The organism is Pseudoalteromonas sp. JC28, assembly GCF_013319255.1.
In the GTDB taxonomy this organism is placed as follows: Bacteria; Pseudomonadota; Gammaproteobacteria; order Enterobacterales; family Alteromonadaceae; genus Pseudoalteromonas.
The window spans coordinates 777,585-796,828 of the sequence record NZ_QOKX01000001.1; the positions used below are offsets into that span (position 1 = coordinate 777,585).

At 44.7% G+C, this 19,244-nt stretch carries 12 protein-coding genes and 1 tRNA gene; 11 read left to right on the forward strand and 2 right to left on the reverse strand.

From position 1 onward, the window contains the following. The first annotated feature begins 8 nt into the window (after positions 1-8). From DS891_RS03350 to DS891_RS03365, 4 genes are all read left to right on the forward strand, one after another. On the forward strand, positions 9-2,177 hold the full coding sequence (locus tag DS891_RS03350) for a DUF6359 domain-containing protein (RefSeq protein ID WP_174168839.1): 2,169 nt from the start codon (positions 9-11) through the stop codon (positions 2,175-2,177). Positions 2,178-2,455: 278 nt separating this feature from the next. Then, on the forward strand, positions 2,456-3,496 hold the full coding sequence (locus tag DS891_RS03355) for an efflux RND transporter periplasmic adaptor subunit (RefSeq protein WP_174168840.1): 1,041 nt from the start codon (positions 2,456-2,458) through the stop codon (positions 3,494-3,496). A 9-nt stretch (positions 3,497-3,505) separates the two neighbouring features. Continuing rightward, entirely contained in the window at positions 3,506-6,622 is a 3,117-nt protein-coding gene (locus tag DS891_RS03360) for an efflux RND transporter permease subunit (RefSeq protein ID WP_174168841.1), read from the forward strand. 161 nt (positions 6,623-6,783) lie between these two features. Continuing rightward, positions 6,784-7,665, forward strand: a complete 882-nt coding sequence (locus DS891_RS03365) for a patatin family protein (protein WP_102056833.1) — start codon at positions 6,784-6,786, stop codon at positions 7,663-7,665. Positions 7,666-7,953: 288 nt separating this feature from the next. Here the strand turns inward: DS891_RS03365 and DS891_RS03370 are convergent, their stop codons facing one another. After that, positions 7,954-8,784, reverse strand: a complete 831-nt coding sequence (locus tag DS891_RS03370; RefSeq protein WP_010379092.1) for a S1 RNA-binding domain-containing protein — start codon at positions 8,782-8,784, stop codon at positions 7,954-7,956. A gap of 2 nt (positions 8,785-8,786) precedes the next feature. Beyond that, positions 8,787-10,118 carry a DEAD/DEAH box helicase gene (locus DS891_RS03375; protein ID WP_174168842.1) on the reverse strand — a complete coding sequence of 444 codons (1,332 nt, stop codon included), beginning with the start codon at positions 10,116-10,118 and terminating at the stop codon, positions 8,787-8,789. Positions 10,119-10,326: 208 nt separating this feature from the next. Between DS891_RS03375 and DS891_RS03380 the strand changes: the two genes are divergently transcribed. From DS891_RS03380 to DS891_RS03410, 7 genes are all read left to right on the forward strand, one after another. Next, on the forward strand, positions 10,327-11,310 hold the full coding sequence (locus DS891_RS03380) for a rhodanese-related sulfurtransferase (RefSeq protein ID WP_174168843.1): 984 nt from the start codon (positions 10,327-10,329) through the stop codon (positions 11,308-11,310). A 302-nt stretch (positions 11,311-11,612) separates the two neighbouring features. Then, on the forward strand, positions 11,613-12,995 hold the full coding sequence (locus DS891_RS03385) for an NAD-dependent succinate-semialdehyde dehydrogenase (protein WP_174169084.1): 1,383 nt from the start codon (positions 11,613-11,615) through the stop codon (positions 12,993-12,995). 107 nt (positions 12,996-13,102) lie between these two features. Further along, on the forward strand, positions 13,103-14,113 hold the full coding sequence (locus DS891_RS03390; protein WP_174168844.1) for an L-threonylcarbamoyladenylate synthase: 1,011 nt from the start codon (positions 13,103-13,105) through the stop codon (positions 14,111-14,113). Positions 14,114-14,311: 198 nt separating this feature from the next. Continuing rightward, positions 14,312-15,349: an efflux RND transporter periplasmic adaptor subunit gene (locus DS891_RS03395; protein WP_010604799.1), complete on the forward strand. Its 1,038-nt coding sequence runs from the start codon at positions 14,312-14,314 to the stop codon at positions 15,347-15,349. A gap of 45 nt (positions 15,350-15,394) precedes the next feature. Further along, entirely contained in the window at positions 15,395-18,445 is a 3,051-nt protein-coding gene (locus tag DS891_RS03400; protein WP_174169085.1) for an efflux RND transporter permease subunit, read from the forward strand. Between the two features lie 234 nt (positions 18,446-18,679). Next, a complete protein-coding gene (locus tag DS891_RS03405) occupies positions 18,680-19,051 on the forward strand; it encodes a hypothetical protein (protein ID WP_010379077.1) in 372 nt (123 codons plus the stop codon). A gap of 90 nt (positions 19,052-19,141) precedes the next feature. Continuing rightward, positions 19,142-19,232, forward strand: a tRNA-Ser gene (locus DS891_RS03410). Positions 19,233-19,244: the final 12 nt, after the last annotated feature.

The window sequence follows — 19,244 nt, forward strand, 5'->3', positions numbered from 1 at the left end:
TTTGACGAATGAAACAAGTAAACTTCAAGCTTAGCAGCGTAGTTTTGGCTGCGGCTATATCCACATCTGTGTTTGCAGCACAGCCGTATGACTGGAATAACCATATTCCAGTTAAAACACCAACCACAAACAGCAATGGTAAGACAGTATTATTTGATGTGTCACACGGTGGCGTGGAGGGAAATGCCGATTGGGTTATTGACGGTGCGTTTTCAGACTTTGCGGATGCATTGGTTAATGAAGGATATACCGTAAAAGAATATCGCGGTGTTGATTTAAACAATGACGGCAAGATTAGATTCTTTGACGACCGTACCTCTCAAAGCAATCAAAATGAAGCGGTTATCAGCTACGATGCGATTAAAGATGCAGATGTCTTTGTATTGGCAGAAACTAACCGTCCTTTCACTCAATCAGAGCAAGCAGCGTTATTGCAGTTTGTAGCGGATGGAAAAGGGATATTTTTTATCGCAGATCATTATGACGCGGATCGTAATCTAAATACGTGGGATGCCACTGAAGTCTTTAACGGCTACAACCGCTCAGATCTGGCCAAGTATAATCTAGGTGGTGAGTACGGTGACTGGCGTAATCCAAAATCAGCAGACATGGGATGGCTTGCAGAAAATTTTGGGATCCGCTTTCGCTTTAATGCCGCTGACTACAAGCAAGGCGTAAGTGGTATTGAGTCTGCGAGCAAAACAGAAGGGATCACACTCGGAGTTACTCCTGTATTGATGGCCGCGGGCGCGACGCTTGCGATTGTAGATGAACAAAAAGCGAAGGGCTTGGTTTATTTTTCACCTTCAGATACACCAGCTAAGTGGCGTCATGCTAAAGATGATGGGCTTTACTTTGGTGGTAGAAATGAAGGCCCGTATGTTGCTATCTCAAAAGCCGGATTAGGTAAAGCTGCGTTTATTGGTGATTCTTCTCCAATTGAAGACGCTACGCCTAAGTACAAGCGTCAGGATAATGGCAATAGTAAAAAGACGTACCCCGGTTGGACGGACAGAGGTAATGCAGCTGTACTTTCGGTCAACATCATCAATTGGCTAGCAACGCCCGAGTCGTATCAGTACTTTGATGGTACTAACGGTCATGCAAGCGGCGAAGTAACACCTGTGCCAATGGCGCTGCAAGAAATGTCTGATCCAAACAATGGTCAGCCATGGGGGACGCCTGCATCGGGTTTTGATGCGTGGAATACAGATAGCTATAAAAATAACTCTTTCAATGCGCCTTATGGTTCAGGGCAAACCAATCCAGATCCTAATCCCGATCCAGAGCCAACTCCTGATGGCACGATTTCTGTAGCACAGGCACTTGCTGCTTCAGCTGGGTCTAAATTTGCAGTGTTAGGTAAAGTGACAGCCGAAGTAAACGGTATCTATGGCCTATTACTCACAGATACTGCCAACGCATCGCTAAGTATCAACGTAAAGCTTGAATCTGCTCAGCGCAGTGACTTTAACCCGCAACTCAATCCAGAGATCCTTGGTCAATCAGTTATAGTGACTGGTACTCGAGACAGCTATATGGGTGAGGCTGGTATTCGTTATGTAAGCGATATTCAGATTGCACCAGTGGCATTGTCGGTTGAGCAGGCGCTTGCAACCGCCGAGGGCAATGAAATTGAGCTTGTTGGGCGTGTTAAATCTGCACTTAATGATATCTATGCTTTAGTACTTGAGGACAGCCAAAATCCTACTCATACGATAAATGTTAAACTTGAAAGTCACCAGCGTGCTGCATTTAGTCCGCAGCTTAATCCATCCATTCTTGATTCTACTTTAGTTATCAAAGGTGTTCGCTCATCGTATATGAGTGCACCGGGGATACGAGAAGTCAGTGAAATACAAACCGTTGGTACAACGACAGAGCCATCTAGTGATATGAGTGTTGCTGACGTATTAGCGCTAAATAATGGCTCAGCAGTGGTAGTCAGTGGCAAAATCACAGCTGCTGTAAACGATATCTATGCGCTTGAATTAAGCGACCCAACTGTCGTTGGCAACAAGCTATATATTAAGTTGGAAGCAGCTCAGCGTGATGCATTTAGTCCCAAGCTTAACCCGAGTTTGATTGGTAAATCACTGAGAGTTGAAGGAATTAAAAATGACTATATGAGTCATCCCGGTGTTCGCAATGTTACTTCACTTGTATTGTTAAATTAAATCAATGTAATTGACCCTCCTTAAAGTAGGCATAGCGACGTTTATGTCTACTTTATTCTAAGCGTTATTCCTGTATATTCTTTGTTCATTCATTATTTCACAAACTACACTTTTGAGGTCATTTACCTAGTTTGGATAGTAATGATTTTTATTTGTGTTAGTGTGTCGGCGTTATAGTGACATAAACTCGCCAGCTGCAATGCTTCGTTGAGATCAGTAGGTGCTATTCCATAGTGTTTACTGAAAGGAATAGTGTTTTTAACTTTGGAACAAACTACATGAAATGCGTTTGCTTAATACTCTCTCTTTTATCCTTTAACCTTTATGCTGCAGCGGTCAACGTTGTGGTCACTGATGTAAAGCAACAACAGCTTGAACGAACATTGTCTTTAACGGGCTCAATTAGTGCAGCACAATACGCACAAGTGTCAAGTTTAACCGATGGTGTAATAACTAAGATTTCAGCTGAAGCCGGCGACATTGTTGAAGCAAATGCTGTACTGCTGAGTCTCGATGCAGCTTTAGTAAAAGCTGAGCTGAAAAGTGTAGAAGCTGCACTTGAGCGTGCCAAGGTCGATCGCAACAATGCGATAAGGTTGGTAAAAGAAGCACAGTCTCTGTCGCAGCAAAAATTATTTGCGCAAACAGAGCTTGCTGACAGACAGGCAAAGTTACAAGCATCAGAAGCCTCTCTTTTAGAAGCACAAGCTAAGATAGCTTATCAGCGAGAGCTCGTTAACCGCCATCAATTAAAAGCGCCTTTTACGGGGATAATAGCGAGGCGCACGGTTAATTTAGGTGAGTGGGTGACGCGCGGACAAACGGTGTTTGAGCTAGTAAGTAGCGATATTCTGTGGCTCGATTTGCAAGTGCCACAAGAGTACTTTCAGCTTATTAACCTTGGCCGCGTCGTTAATTTTAGTGTTGCAAGCGCGCCAAGCGTGCAGCATCAAGCTCATGTATTGGCAAAACTTCCTGTCGTTGACAAAACCAGTCGCTCGTTTCTATTAAGATTGGCAATCCCAACAGATGCGCAGTTGCGTGTCGGCGCATCGGCTACGGCAAAACTGCCGCTAATTCGAGCACAAGACCACAGCGTGATTATTCCTAGCGATGCGATTTTGCGTCATCCCGACGGTGGGTTCAGTGTCTTTGTGGCCGTTGACGGTCAAGCAAAGCGGTTAAACGTTCAAATTGGTGAGCGAATTAATGGTCATATTGAAGTTTTATCAGGCTTAGAGATAGGGCAACAAGTGGTGGTTGAAGGCAATGAGTTATTGCAAGAAGGCCAAGCATTAAACATTGTACCGGGTTTATAGGAGCGGGTGATGTTAAGAGCCAGTGTAAATCACGCCATTTTAGTTGCAGTCACGGTATTGATCTGTTCGATATTGGGTATTGTTGCAGCGTTTAAAATTCCGGTGCAAATGATCCCAGATCTTGAAGTAAGAACCATCACTGTGGTGACCAATTGGCCCGGTGCCACGCCACAGGATGTTGAAAAAGAAATACTTATAGAGCAAGAAAGGTATCTTCGCTCACTTGCGAATCTAACTCGCATGTCCAGTTATGCAAATACCGGTGAGGCAGAGATAGAGCTTGAGTTTCCATTTGGTGTCGACGTCAACGAAGCGCTCATAAACGTGAGTAATGCGTTATCTCAAGTACCAAATTATCCTGAAAACGTTGACCAGCCGGTGTTATACAGCAGCGCGTTTTCGAGCAATGCCTTTATGTTTTTTAATCTAAAGCCACAACCGGGAAATCCACTCAATCTTGATATCGATATGCTTCGTGATTATGCCGAAGACTTTATTCGCCCAGAAATGGAAAGAGTCAGTGGAGTATCTCAGGTTGGTGTGCGTGGTGGTGCACTCTATCAAGTACAAATTTTGGTAGATCAAGAACAATTGGCGAGCCGTGGAATTAGCTTAGTTGACGTTAGAAATGCAATACGCAGCCGTAACCAAGATGCCTCTGCCGGCGATATAGACAGTGGTAAACGCCGTTATTTGCTGCGTATGGTCGGCCGCTTTGAGTCAGCTAAAGCGCTAGAAGAGCTGGTAGTCAGTCACCGTGCGGGCACCACAATTAAGCTCAAAGACATCGCTCAGGTAAAGCTTGATCATTATGAAGTGCGCGATATTGCCTATAACAATGGCGAGCGAACCTTAATGCTCTCGGTGAGACGGGAAAGTGGTTCTAACGTGATGGCGATTAAAGAAGAAATGATGGAGGTAGTGGCTCGCATCAACCGTGACATGCTTGCAAGTAATGGACTACAACTGACGCTATTGAGCGATGATGTTCGTTACGTTAAAGGATCTGTTGAAAATGTTTGGACGAATTTAGCGCTAGGTGCGGTGCTTGCGACTCTGGTGATGTTTTGGTTTTTAAAGAGCCCACGCTCGACCTTTATTGGTGTGATGGGCGTTCCAATTTGTACCATCGCGGCATTTTTGGGCCTGTTGCTATTTGACAGAACGATCAACGTGATTTCCCTCGCCGGCGTTGCATTCGCCATTGGCATGACGGTTGATAACACCATTGTTGTACTTGAAAACATAGAGCAAGCCAGACGCCGAGGTCTCGACAAACTTCAAGCAGCCATTACCGGTGTTCAAGAGGTATGGCCTGCGGTGCTTGCTTCAACCCTGACCACAGTGTTGGTATTCGCACCTATTTTATTTATTCAGCAAGAAGCCGGACAGCTTTATTCCGATGTAGCAATAGCTATTTCTGCCGCAATCATCGCTTCTATGTTGGTCGCCTTGTTTGTGGTGCCTGCTGCTAATGCAAATTTTGCCTGTAAGGAAATCTCCAGTGGCATGTTGTCTACGCCTAAACTACCAACGTTTATTCCGGCGATGTTATCAAGTCTACGTGCTCGCATAGTGTGTATTGTATTCGGTAGTGTGTTGTTACTCGGTGGGGCGTGGTTATTTATGCCTAAAGCCGAATATTTGCCAGAGGGAGAGGAGCCAAAAGCGTTCTCTATGATGATAGCGCCTCCGGGCTATAACCTCAGCCATATGCAAAAAATTGCTGATGAACTACTTCCTTATTTAAATAAGCATTTGGAAAACGATGACAGCGATTTTGTATCAGGTAAAACGTCGTTGCCACCTTTAAAATATTATTCGATGTCCGTTGGTGTTGGTAGCATTTGGCTATTGAGTGAACCATACAACCGTGAATACATCGATGAAATGATGGAGGCAATCACGACCAAGTTTAGAAGCTACCCAGGAATGCGTGCATTTTCTTCACGAGGCTCGATTATCTCAAGTAATGATGGCGGTTCAAGAGCAGTGGCTTTGGATATTAGCGGTACAGATCAAACGGCGCTCTATCGGGCAGCAGATGCAGTGTATCGGTTAGCGGGGGAGGTCTTTGATAATCCACAAGTGGATTCTGCGCCATCTTCTCTGACACTCGACCAACCGCTAATAGAAATCCAACCAAGGTGGCAACGGTTGGCTGAAGTGGGTATGAGTGCTGACGAACTCGGCTATACGGTCGCAGCCTTGAGTGACGGCGCTTATGTTGATGAGTTGATCTTAGACGATGACAAAGTAGACGTCTTTTTATTTTCTGAGTCGGGTAATCAGCAAAGTCTTTCGCAATTAGCGCAGTCACCTGTTGTCACTAAAGCTGGACTGATCCCGCTGAGCGCTTTGGCCGATCTACGAGAAAAAGCAGACAGTGATAGTTTGCGTCGAGTTGATGGTCGTAGAACCGTAACTGTATATATTATTCCGCCAAGAAATGTCGCGCTAGAGGAAGCGCAGGAATTAGTAAGAACAGAATTATTACCGCAGCTTCAAAGGCAGGGCGATCTGCTCCCTGGTGTTAATGTAAGTATCGGTGGTGCTGCCAATCAGTTAGACAAAACTAAAGAAGCGCTGGGCAGTAACTTTATCGTTGCATTAGCGTTGTGTTACTTATTACTTGTTGCAATCTTCAAGCATTGGGGCTATCCGCTATTTATTATGGCAACAGTGCCGCTTGGCATGGCAGGGGGATTACTTGGACTAATTGCGATTAATGGTATTGGTAGCATAACAGGCACCTTCCACCAGCCTTTTGATATGATCACTATGCTTGGCTTTTTAATCTTGTTAGGGACTGTGGTTAATAACCCTATTTTGATTGTCGATCAAAGCCGCAGAAACCTTGAGAGTACCGGGATGAGTGTTTACGAGGCGGTGATCTCAGCACTACAAACGCGATTAAAACCGATTGTGATGTCAACGATGACAACCCTATGCGGTCTTGCGCCATTGGTGTTCATTCCAGGAGAAGGATCTGAACTTTATCGAGGCGTTGGCATGATAGTGCTTTGTGGTATTGCTATGGCAACTATCGTCACACTCACCATTTTACCCGCGCTATTAGTCAGCTTTTTAAAACGGCCGGTAGAGAGTTCTGTAAGCAAACTCTAACCACATATTAATCACACTGTGGATATTATGAATGCCTTGCTTGAACAACGCTGTTCTGCAGGGCATTTTTATTGCAAAGTGGTATGAAAGCTTGAATTTCGAGGTTTTTGCCCACAGTAAAATAAGATGCGTACAGGTTTATATAATAAAAAGAGCACAACATGACAACTAACATACGCTCTGCAATTATCGCTGAGGGCGGAGGTCAAAAAGGCATTTTTACAGCGGGCGTGCTAGATGCTTTTCTTGAGAAAAAATTTACGCCTTTTGATTTAAAAGTGGGTGTCTCAGCGGGTGCACAAAACCTCGCAGCCTATTGTGCTCGCGCAAGTCAATATGCGCAAACTGCTATCGAATCTCTGACGACGGAGCAGCAGTTTTTCCGTCCCGCGCGATTTTTTACCGGTGGTAATGTCATTGACTTGGATTGGTATTTTCAACAAGTAGAGCACAGCGGCAAAGTACGGTTTCCAACTGAGCCTAACCATCTCACGCCGGAAAGTAACTTTTATGCGGTTGCAAGTCACTTAGACTCGCTTGAGCCACATTATTTGCATACGTGGCACGATAACATGTTTACCCATTTAAAGGCTTCTAGTGCGATCCCTTTTTTATATCGTCCAGGCGTTAAAGTTGCGGGTCACGGAATGATGGATGGAGGCGTGGCCGATCCTTTACCCGTGCGCTGGGCACACAGTCAAGGGGCAAAGACGATTTGGGTGATCAGAACCATTGAGGCACATGACGATGGCAAAATGCCAGTGCTTGAGCGCTTAAAGCCAATCATGCGGCGCGTTAATCAATCTCCTCGAATGTTTGAAATGTATCATCACTATCAAAGTCGCTATGCCGATGCGGTGAACTTTATGAATTCACCACCAGAAGATGTTAACATCATTCAAATAGCGCCCAATAGACCACTGGAATCTATGATTTTAGGCTCAAGCCCTGAGACCTTAAAGTCTGATTATAAATTGGGGTTTGAGCTGGGATTAAAAGCGGTAGATAAATGGCGTGATATGCTTGAAGTCAGTGTAATGTAACAAGCAAGTCTCAGGTTGAGACTTGCTAAGTAACCTGAGCTGCGGATAATTAATGCCTTTCTAGCAGCCAGTTTTAGCGCTAACTGCGTTGAATTCACTTCCAATAGCCAGCTATTGGTGCGTAAATTCGCCTTGCCTACAGGATGTAGGTACCTTAGCGAGAGCAGGACGCGGAAGCGGTGTTTTCCCTAAAACTCTCTGGCTAGAAAAGGAAAAACTAAGTTGTTCTTTAGAAACAATGAGTTGGAACATTCCTTATCCAAACCTCAGGTTAAGTATTATGTGCGTTTAAGACTTGCGAATTGAAATAGAAGTCGCTTCGATATCAATTCGGCCATCTTTGAATAAACCACCGATGGCTTTTTTAAAGTTAGCTTTAGAGGTAGAGAAAGTACGCTTGATGGCGTCAGGATCTGATTTATCGCCTAGCGGTAAATAGCCGCCGCTTTCTTCGAGTTTGCTATAAATGATTTCCGCAAGGTCTTTAACCTTACCTATACCTGGCTTTTCTAACACGATATCAATCTTATCTTCGTCATGAACCGCTTTTACAAAGCCCTTCATGCGCTGACCGATATACATGCGCTTAAACACATCATTGAAAAAGACCAATCCAAAGTGTTTTTCATTGACGATCACTTTATAGCCAAGATCGGTTTTTGCCGCGACGATTAGGTCTACTTCTTCGAATTTTTCGTACTCGGCTTTTGATTTACTCAAAAATTTACCCAGCGCACTAGACGCACAAATACGCTTACTCGCGTTGTCTAGGTAAAGCCTAACCAAATAGCTATAGCCGTCGCGCATTTTCGGTTTTTGTTCATTGAAAGGCGCTAACACGTCTTTTTCAATGCCCAAATCCATAAAAGCACCAACCTTATTGATCTCTTTTACGCGAAGCAGAGCAAACTCACCGACTTGTGCAAGTGGCTTTTTGGTTGTTGCCGTTGCGTGTCCCAAGTTATCTAAATAGATAAATACTTCAACAGAGTCACCTTCTTCGGTGTGCTTTGGCACTTCTGCTCGAGGAAGAAACACATCGCCAAGCTCACCACCGTTTAAATAAGCCCCTTCCGCGGTAAGCTCTTCAATGGTTAACATTTTGATTTGACCTAACATGATTATTCCTCGTCAGTTTGTGGTTTTGGTTTGCGACGCATCGGCATAGTACCGTCAATATCAATTGGTGGCGGGACCACTTTTCTCGGTTGTGATTTTTTCACCGGCTTTTTCTTAGGTTTACTTGTTTGCTTTGGCGCAGACTCTGCAGAGCGATTTTTACTCTGCTGCGGTTTTTGCTTAAGTCCTTTGAATTTACCAACAAGACCAGAGACTTCTTCAAAACGTAGTGGCTCATCAAGATAGTTTTTGATTGCCACATAGCTATCCCAATCTTTGGGGCCAACAAATGAAATCGCAGTGCCTTTAAATCCGGCACGTCCTGTACGACCGATACGGTGGACATATTCTTCTGCCTGCTTAGGCAAGTCAAAATTCATAACATGGGTAACGGAGAGCAAATCGAGACCACGAGAGGCAACGTCTGTGGTAACCAGCACTTTATAAATCCCACGGCTGAAGCTTTCCATAATGTCTAACCGCTTATTTTGCGGCATATCGCCCGACAACGATACCGCTTTAATCGACATCTCATTTAACAGTTTGCTTAATCGGTCTGTGTCGCCACGAGTTGCGGTAAAGATAATGCACTGTCCTACGTCATCTTGTGTGATGAAGTGCTTAAGCAGCGCTTCTTTATGATCTAAATGATCGGCAAAGTAGAGTGCTTGCTTAATGTCTTCATGCTGCTGGTGGGCATTGCTTAACATAATGCGCTTTGGCGATTTAAGTAATTGACGTGATGATGCTTCAACTTGAGTATGGTCTAGTGTGGCTGAAAATAGCAGCGTTTGTCTTTGGCGGTGATCCGCAGAATCATTAATGACGTCCAACTGTTTTTCAAAGCCAAGGTCAAACATACGATCTGCTTCATCAAAAATAAGCAGTTCAAGACCGCCTAAAAATAATGAACGATTTTCAACGTGATCGGCAATACGACCAGGAGTACCCACCACAAAATGCGGGTCGCGGCGTAGCGCTTTTACCTGATCATTGTAGTTTTCACCACCCAAAATCTTACAGACTTGAATATTAGTGCCAGCACACAGTGCACGACACTCAGAGAATACTTGAGTCGCGAGTTCACGAGTTGGAGCTACGATAACAACGCGAGGATCGCGTTTACTCAGCGCTTTTTGTTTCATTACACGCTGTACGGCAGGCAGCAAGAAGGCTAGGGTTTTGCCAGAGCCTGTTTTAGACTGCGCAAAAACATCGTGGCCAGCTAGAGCCGTTGGGATGGCATGCGCTTGGATCTCGGTCGGTTCCGTGATCCCTTGGTGAGCCAATTGTTGTTCTAGGCGCGTATCTATCCCAAGTTCAGTGAATCTCAAGTCAATTTCTCCAAGTCTTGAATTTTAAAAACACGAGATTATACCAAAGCATAGACGCTATCGGATATAGAATTTGTGTTTTTTGCATTTTAATCAAAAATCCGTAAAATACGCGCCTCAGCGCCGGGTTTGCGACTCGGTTTTCGTGCTTTACACATCGTCATGCTTAATGTGTAAGCTAATCAAAGCTTAAATCTAGGAAAATACAATGTCAGAACAATACGTTGTTTGTGCTATGTACAAGTTTGTCTCTTTACCTAACTATCAAGAGATAAGACAGCCACTTCACGATGTGATGGAAGCGAATGAAGTTCGCGGCACGTTATTACTTGCCGAAGAAGGCATTAACGGTACCGTTGCCGGTAAACGTGAAGGCATTGATGCGCTACTTACATGGTTAAACAAACAACCGGGCCTTGATAACATCGTTTATAAAGAGTCGTTCGATGAAACTTGCCCTTTCTACCGCACTAAAGTAAAGCTTAAGAAAGAAATCGTGACCATGGGTGTACAAGGTATAGACCCTAAAGAAGTGGTTGGTACGTACGTAAAACCACAAGATTGGAACGCATTGATTTCAGATCCTGACGTTGTGCTAGTTGATACGCGTAACGACTATGAAATCGAGATCGGTACATTTAAAAATGCCATCGATCCTAAAACCAAGACTTTCCGTGAGTTCCCTGAGTGGGCGCAAAATAACTTAAACCCAGAAAAACACAAAAAAGTGGCGATGTTCTGTACTGGCGGGATCCGCTGTGAAAAATCGACAGCGTATATGAAAGAGCAAGGCTTCGAAGAGGTTTATCACTTGGAAGGCGGCATTCTAAAATACTTAGAAGACGTGCCAAAAGAAGAAACCATGTGGGAAGGCGAGTGTTTTGTGTTTGATAACCGTGTTGCTGTCGATCATGATTTAAACAAAGGGTCTTATGATCAATGCCATGCTTGTCGTATGCCAATCACGGAAGCAGAGAAACAACTCGAAGAATATATGGAAGGGGTGTCTTGTCACCACTGCCACAAAGACTTAACAGAAGAGCAAGTTGCACGATTTGCTGAGCGCCAAAAGCAAATTGAACTGGCGAAGCTACGCGGCGAAGGTCATATCGGTCATGAAGCACAGGATGCTATTCGTAAGCGTAAAGAAGAAAAGCTAGCGCAAAAAGAAGCGCAACGTCAAAAGCGCTAAAGGTGCATTGTACTAAGAATACATAACAAGGGGACCGGATGGTCCCTTTTCTCAGCTAAACTTTCATTGCAAGCTATTTGCGCAAGCGCCATTCGCTCTGCAAACTTTTCATATTAGGTGTGTAGCCTTTTCTAATTCACGTATTCAAATTCTTTTAAATCTAATTCTGAAATTAAATTAATTCATAATAATCAATGGGATATTCATTATTCTCAGATTGGTGCCTTCCTTGCTTATTCAAAGGCTATCGCTGTAAATCTAAAAATTGATTTACGCCGTTAAATTTTTGAAGGAGCTTTATGATGTCAAATACGGTAACCACAATTAATCCTGCGACAGAGCAACCCGTTAACGAATACACGTTAATGAGCTTGGACGAGGCGCAAAAGTCGGTAGACTTAGCCAATGATTGTTATTCATTTTGGAAGAAAGCCACATTTACACAAAGAGCACAAAAGCTAAACAGGCTTGCTGATTTAATTGAGCAAAATAAATCCAAGTTAGTCTCACTGATGACCGAGGAAATGGGCAAAGTGACGGAGCAGGGTGAACAGGAAGTTTCCTTGTGTGCTGAAATTTGCCGATATACCGCTGAGCATGGCGAAAAAGAATTACAGGACGAGCATCGGGTATTTGAGCAGGGACATGCCATTATCACTTATCAACCAATAGGCGTGATCTTAGGAATACAACCTTGGAACTTTCCGCTTTATCAGGTGATTAGATACAGTGTTTCGAACGTGATGGCGGGTAATACCACGGTAATGAAACATGCCTCAAATGTATTTGGTATGGCTAAATTAATTGAAGAGCTGTATTTAGAAGCCGGTTTTCCAAAAGGTTGCTATCAATCACTGTTAATTGATGGTGAGACAGCAAGCGAGTTGATAAAGAATCCATATATTCGTGGTGTTACGTTTACCGGAAGCGATAAAGTAGGTAAACAAGTTGCCAAACAAGCTGCTGAGCTTTCTAAAAAAACCGTCCTAGAGCTTGGTAGTAACGATGCCTTTGTGGTGCTGGCAGATGCTGATATTAATAAAGCGGTGTCCGCGTGTATTCAAGGTCGTATTGTCAACAATGGTGAAACCTGCGTTGCCGCGAAGCGCTTTATTATCGTTGATGAAATTTATGACCAATTTAGAGAGGCTTTTGTGGCTGGGTTTAAGCAGCTTAAGGTGGGAGATCCAACCGCAGCAGACACCGACTTAGGTCCTATGGCGCGTAAAGATTTACGTGATGAATTACACCAACAAGTTGAAGCGTCCGTTAAGGCGGGAGCGACTTGTCCACTTGGTGGAGAAATTCCAAAGCAACAGGGGTTTTATTATCCTGTCACCATTTTGGAAGACGTCAAACCCGGTATGCCGGCTTATGATGATGAACTCTTTGGCCCTGTGGCGTCGCTAATTCGTGTGCATGATGAGGCTGAGGCGATGATGGTAGCCAATGATTCACGCTATGGTTTAGGTGGTGGCATTTTTTCTGAAGACACTCAACGTGCCACAGAGCTTGCTATCAAGGAATTTGATACTGGCATGGTGAATATCAACGGTTATTCGCTGGCACAACCAAATTTGCCGTTTGGAGGTGTTAAAGACAGTGGCTATGGTAGAGAGCATGGTGGCTTTGGGATCAAAGAGTTTGTTAACGTGAAAACCGTAATGGTCGCAAGCGCTGAATAACGCAAACCGTTCTTGATGTTAGTTTTTACGCTGGAGCCAGTAATACTGGCTCTTTGCATTTTAAATTGGTTATAATTCGCGTCCATTTTTTACACTGAGAAAGACACGTGGGCGAAGCAAGCTTAACAACCTTACATTTATTGGCAACCGATCCAAGCGCAGTGGCGCAAGCGGCTGAACTTGCACGTGATGGTCACCTTGTTGCGGTTCCAACAGAAACCGTTTACGGCTTAGCAGCAGATGCAAGGCAACCCGATGCGGTAAAAAAAATCTTTGCAGCAAAAGGACGCCCAGCTGATCACCCGCTAATCGTACACCTCGCTGACAAGCCTTTGGTCACTGAGTGGGTGGAAACATTGCCAGACTATTTTGACGCTTTAGCAGATGCTTTTTGGCCGGGACCACTGACGATCGTTGCCAAAAAGCAAGCACATGTGAGCGATGTAGTCACAGGCGGCCACCCAACCGTGGGTATACGTGTGCCAAATCATCCTGCAATGCTAGCATTATTGCAGCACATTAACTCCGGACTTGCTGCGCCCTCTGCCAATCCTTACAAAAAAATTAGTCCAACCACCGCCGAGCAAGTGTTGTTTGGATTGTCTGGCAAGATAGCAGCTGTGTTAGACGGCGGTCCGTGTGAAGTAGGACTTGAGTCTACGATTGTCGATATATCTTCAGCGACACCGAGGATCTTGCGAGCAGGCCCTATTACTAAAGCTGCACTTGAAGCGGTGCTCAATATTGAAGTGGATGAGCCCGATGTGCACACTGTAGCCGTCCCTGGTAACGTAAAAGCCCATTATCAACCAAGCAAACCGCTTACCCTGTTGTCAACGGAAGAGTTAGTTGCTCGCCTAAGCGGCCAGTGCGAAGCGAATACCGGTGTGTTGTATTATTCATCGCAAATTGAGCGAATGATCTCTGAGAATTCAGCAAACAACGAGCTGGTGGATCTCAAACTTGGTGCTGACAAAGCCAAGTATGCGCAGGGCCTTTATCACGGGTTACATCAATTGGACCAATCAAGTGCAACCGAGATTTTGTTGGAAGCACCACCAACGGCGCCCGAGTGGCGCGATGTTAATGACAGACTGATGCGCGCGGCCGCACAATAGTCATTATTTGGCGTGGTAGTCTATCGCGCCTAACTCTGCCTCAATCTTTACATAACTTTACCTTACTTTACATGGGCTTATCTTGCCTTTAAAACGCTGCAAGGCATACTGCATCTTATCGCACTTATACTGTGTGTTATCGAATAGTTTATCTTGATGTGAGTGATTAACTGTTACACTCAAATATAGCTAAGAACAATGGAAATTATTAAGGTTAATATGTGTAAAGTAACGCGCTTGGTGGTTTTTACGGCCACTATGCTGATAACCAATGCCGCTTTGGCGAAACCTTCGCAAGTGATTGCAGAGCCTATTCAATTTGAAAGCAGTAGCCAGCAAATTCAGGCAGTAGGTAATGCTGAAGCTATTCAATCGGTTATTTTGTATCCCGCGATTGGTGATAGGGTGACTGCGGTACATTTTAAACCGGGCGATCAGGTTAAAGCGGGTACTTTGCTATTGGAGCTAGACTCACGCCGCCAAAAAGCGGCGCTTGAAGAAGCTAAAATTCGTCTTGCAGATGCGCAGCGCACCGTCGACCGTCTAACCGATAGCCAAAAGCGCGGCGCCGTCCCAATTAATGAATTAGATAAAGCGGTAACGGACAGAGACTTAGCAAAGGTCGCCTTGATCCAAGCTAAGAATGAATTAGAAGACCGCCAAGTGATCGCCCCTTTTTCTGGCGTAATGGGACTCACCGACGTTGAGGTTGGAGATCGCATTACCACCCAAACCGCGATTGCGAGTATCGATAACTTTGATAAGTTGTATGTTCAATTTGCGGCACCGGAATCGGCGTATGGCATGCTTAAATCGACCGATAGCGTGCTGCTGACACCTTGGAATGATAATTCAACACGGATCGACGCAAAGATAGCGCAAATGGACTCTAGAATAGACCCAACAGCCCGCACACTAAAAATCAAAGCCATCTTTGAAAACCGCAATGACCGTTTTTTGCCTGGAATGAGCTTTAGAGTATCGCTAACGGTATTGGGTGAAGAGTTTGCCGTTATTCCTGAAGCCGCACTGCTTTGGGGCGCAACAGGTCCTTATGTATGGAAAGAAGTAGATGGCAAAGCTAAGCGTATTGATGTCAAAATCCAACAGCGGTTGCCGGGTAAATTGCTGGTATCAGGCGATTTGGCTGCAAGAGAGTTATTAGTTGTAGAAGGGGTGCAACGTCTTCGTCCTGGGCAAGAAATTGCGGTGACGAATGCACTGGCGAAGGAATAAATCGTGACTAAACCGGAGTTACCACAGTTACAAGATTTACCGTCGATGGCCATTCGCCGTCCAGTATTAATCGTTGTATTAAATTTATTGATTATTATTGCAGGTATTGCTGCTCTTGCCGGCGTTGAAGTTCGTGAACTGCCCGATGTAGATAGGCCGCGTTTAACGGTGTCCGCATCGTTTCCTGGGGGCTCGCCTGAGACTGTCGACACCGAAGTAACGAGTAAGTTAGAAGGGGCTGTTGCGCGTGTCAGTGGTGTAAAAAGCATTCGTGCACAAAGTGAAGAGAATAATGCGCGGATTGTTGTTGAATTTCGTCCGGGCATTAACCTAGACGATGCAGCAAACGAAACACGCGAATCTGTTTCTCGAGTACAAAGAGAGCTACCTGAAGAAGTTGAACGGGTGTCCATTATTAAAGCGGATAATGACGCAGAAGCCGTGGTGTCTTTAACTGTAAGTAGTGCCTCTTTAACACTTGAAGGATTGACCGAGCGAGTAGAAAAAGACTTAGCGCCGCAGTTTTTAACTATTCCTGGCGTAGCCGATGTGCGCCTGAACGGCGATAGAGAGCGGGTGCTGCGCGTAAGACTTGATCCGTTAAAACTGACAAGCTTTAATCTAACCGTTCCGGATGTTGCTGCGGCGCTTAGACAAGCACCGTTTGATGTACCCGCAGGCAGTTTAAAGTCAGACGATCAGCAGCTGATTGTCCGTGCCGATGCCACTTCTGTAACCGCTGAGCAGGTGAGTGATATCATCATTCGTGATGAGACTCGGGTGGGGGATATTGCCTCTGTGTATTTTGGACCGGCTGATCCTCGCTCTATGGTGAGACTCGACGGAGAGCCTGTAATTGGGCTTGAGATCATTCGCCAAGCACAGTCCAATACCATTGAAATCTCAGATGAAGTACTACAGCTCGTCGATAAGATAAAAGTACGCTTTCCAGATCTGGAGCTCTTTGTTACCTCCGATGATGCACAGTTTATTCGCTCATCCGTAGACGAAGTCTTGAGCTCGTTAGTGATAACCATATTGCTGGTGGTATTCACGCTTTGGGTATTTATCGGCTCGTGGCGTGCGACGCTTATTCCAGCTTTTGCAATCCCGGTCGCGCTTATTGGCTCTTTGGCGCTGATCTGGGCGCTTGGCTTCTCTGTTAATATTTTAACCTTGCTAGCACTTGTGTTGGCCACTGGACTTATCGTCGATGATGCGATTGTTGTTAGTGAGAATATTCAGCGTCGTCGTGGCGAAGGGATAGGTCGTCGCGCCGCGGCGGTACTTGGGACAAGAGAAGTCTTCTTTGCTGTAGTCGCGACAACCGCAGTACTTGCTGCGGTATTCGTACCGATTGCCTTTTTACCCTCGACTGCGGGCCGATTGTTCAGGGAGTTTGGTGGCGTGTTAGCTGGTGCCGTGATTATTTCTTCATTTGTGGCACTGTCATTGGTGCCAGCATTAACATCTAAGTTAAAAGTAAAGCAAGATAGCAAAAAGCATCTATTTTCGAGTATTGGTGTGAAACTCGCAGAAATGTATCGCGGTACGATCCACTGGGTACTTGACCATGCATGGCTAACCTTTGGTGTATTTGTGGTTATTGCGAGCCTATCAGGTGCGCTCTATTCGCAATTGGATAATGAGCTTTTGCCATCTGAAGACAGAGGTAAAATTCGCATTTTCGCAAGAGGGCCTGACGGTGTTGGTCTTAACTTTATGGATAGACAGGCCAAACAGATGGAGGACATCTTATTACCCTTTGTAGAAAGCGGAGAAATAGAGTCAATCTATACGGTTGTCGGTCAGTGGGATCCAAATATTGTATTTATCACTGTGCCATTAAAGCATTGGGATGAACGTCATTTCTCGCAACAGGAAATTATCGATAAGATCAGAGGACCGCTTGGTAATATACCAGGTGCACCTGCTCGTGCCTTTGGTGCAAATAGCTTAAACCTAAGAGGCCAAGGTGGTGGTATCGAGCTTGCGCTACTTGGTAACGACTATTTAGAGATCTTTAAAGCAGCGCAACAATTTGCGGCTTTGGTTGAAAAAGAAATGCCAGACGTGGCTCCGGTGCAAATCTCTTATCAACCCTCACAACCTCAGCTGCGCGTAAACATTGACCGTAGAAGAGCAGAAGAGCTTGGCGTCAGTTTGAGTGATATCTCAACGACACTTAGGGCAGCCATTAATGGCGATGATGTTGCTGATTTGAATGTTGGCGACCAATCCATACCAATTATGCTGCAAGCTCAAAACCATACCATCAGAGACCCAAGTGATTTGGCTAACCTTTATGTTGGCAGCCGCTCTGGTGCATTGGTTCCGCTAAGTAGCCTTGCCGTTATTGTAGAAGAGGGCGTAGCTGCCGAGCTTGAACGTCATGCGCAGCGTCGTAGTATCGAGCTGGATATGAAACAGCCAGAAGACATGCCTATGGCAGAAGTGGTTGAAAAATTACGAACGCTAGCAGATCAGAGTTTACCCGACAGCGTGACGCTGGCGTTTAAAGGGGAAGCGTTAACGTTTGAAGAAACGGCCAACGAAGTGTTACTTACCTACGTGCTGGCATTCTTAATTGTATTGCTCGTACTTGCTGCACAATTTGAAAGCGTGAATAGTGCCGTTGTAGTTATGATCACAGTTCCGTTTGGGATCACTTCCGCCATATTGGCGCTGTATCTTACTGGTACTTCGCTAAACATATATTCGCAAATCGGCTTAGTGATGTTGATTGGTTTAATTGCTAAAAATGCCATCTTGTTAGTTGAGTTCGCTGATCAGTTACGTGACAAAGGACGGTCAGTAAGACAAGCCGTTGAAGAAGCAGCAGTGATCCGTTTGCGTCCTATCATGATGACTTTGGTGTCCACATTGCTTGGTGCTTTACCATTGATTTTATCGGTAGGCGCAGGTGCTGAGTCGAGAAATGCAATCGGCTGGGTCGTATTTGGCGGATTAGGCTTAGCGGTTTTCTTTACGCTTTACCTCACACCTGTCGTTTATCTCGGTTTAGCGAGATTTACAAAACCGAGGGCGGATGAAACCAAATTATTAGTGGATGAACTTGATAAAGCTGAAAGTTAAATTCCGCGGGTAAAAATAAAGTAAGGTGAGCGCAGCAATAGCTGCGCTTTTTTTATACAGCGATTAATGTTGTGGTAACACATTCTTTGATACTTTTTGTTGAACTTTTCATTATTTAAACTGTCACAACCGATGTGGTTGTTTTATAGCCAGTATGTTTGCTACTCTAAGACAGTAAATCCTGTTTTCTATAACAATAATAAAAATAACAAGCTAATTGAAAGAAGATGTGTCATGGGTAATTTATTTTTAAAAGAACGGGAAAATTGGACCGCCTGGATTATTTGGAGCTTGATAGGATGCACGGCAACCGTTGCATTATCGAGTTATACCAGTGAGATATGGATGGGGCTATTAGCGCCTATTTTGGTATTAGGATTACTAACAACATGGATGAGTTACACCAAGCGATTTGATTTTTCCAGAGCATTCAAAGTGCTTAGTACCGTTGTGTTGTTTTCATCTATTCCGGTTATCATTGAAAAAGTGCTGCCTGCAAAAAACGCAGTCATCGGTATGATTGACTCGGGGATCATCGTGATTGCAATGGTTATCGCCAGTTGTATTTTTGCTTACATTGCCAAAAGGCCAAAGCAATATTATTGATTATTCGGCTATTATTTGCGCTTTTGAATGCAAAAATCGAAATAGTGCTTTACAACCGATGGATAACTCCATAAAATGCGCGCCAACAACGGAGAGATGGCTGAGTGGTTGAAAGCACCGGTCTTGAAAACCGGCATACGTTAATAGCGTATCTAGGGTTCAAATCCCTATCTCTCCGCCACCTCATTCCCAA

What these genes read in the sequence shown, in the direction of transcription:
- DS891_RS03350 (WP_174168839.1), top strand. Translation starts at nt 9, where the DNA reads ATGAAACAAGTAAACTTCAAGCTTAGCAGCGTAGTTTTGGCTGCGGCT.
- DS891_RS03355 (WP_174168840.1), top strand. Translation starts at nt 2,456, where the DNA reads ATGAAATGCGTTTGCTTAATACTCTCTCTTTTATCCTTTAACCTTTAT.
- DS891_RS03360 (WP_174168841.1), top strand. Translation starts at nt 3,506, where the DNA reads ATGTTAAGAGCCAGTGTAAATCACGCCATTTTAGTTGCAGTCACGGTA.
- DS891_RS03365 (WP_102056833.1), top strand. Translation starts at nt 6,784, where the DNA reads ATGACAACTAACATACGCTCTGCAATTATCGCTGAGGGCGGAGGTCAA.
- DS891_RS03370 (WP_010379092.1), bottom strand. Translation starts at nt 8,784, where the DNA reads ATGTTAGGTCAAATCAAAATGTTAACCATTGAAGAGCTTACCGCGGAA.
- DS891_RS03380 (WP_174168843.1), top strand. Translation starts at nt 10,327, where the DNA reads ATGTCAGAACAATACGTTGTTTGTGCTATGTACAAGTTTGTCTCTTTA.
- DS891_RS03385 (WP_174169084.1), top strand. Translation starts at nt 11,613, where the DNA reads ATGTCAAATACGGTAACCACAATTAATCCTGCGACAGAGCAACCCGTT.
- DS891_RS03395 (WP_010604799.1), top strand. Translation starts at nt 14,312, where the DNA reads ATGGAAATTATTAAGGTTAATATGTGTAAAGTAACGCGCTTGGTGGTT.
- DS891_RS03400 (WP_174169085.1), top strand. Translation starts at nt 15,395, where the DNA reads ATGGCCATTCGCCGTCCAGTATTAATCGTTGTATTAAATTTATTGATT.
- DS891_RS03405 (WP_010379077.1), top strand. Translation starts at nt 18,680, where the DNA reads ATGGGTAATTTATTTTTAAAAGAACGGGAAAATTGGACCGCCTGGATT.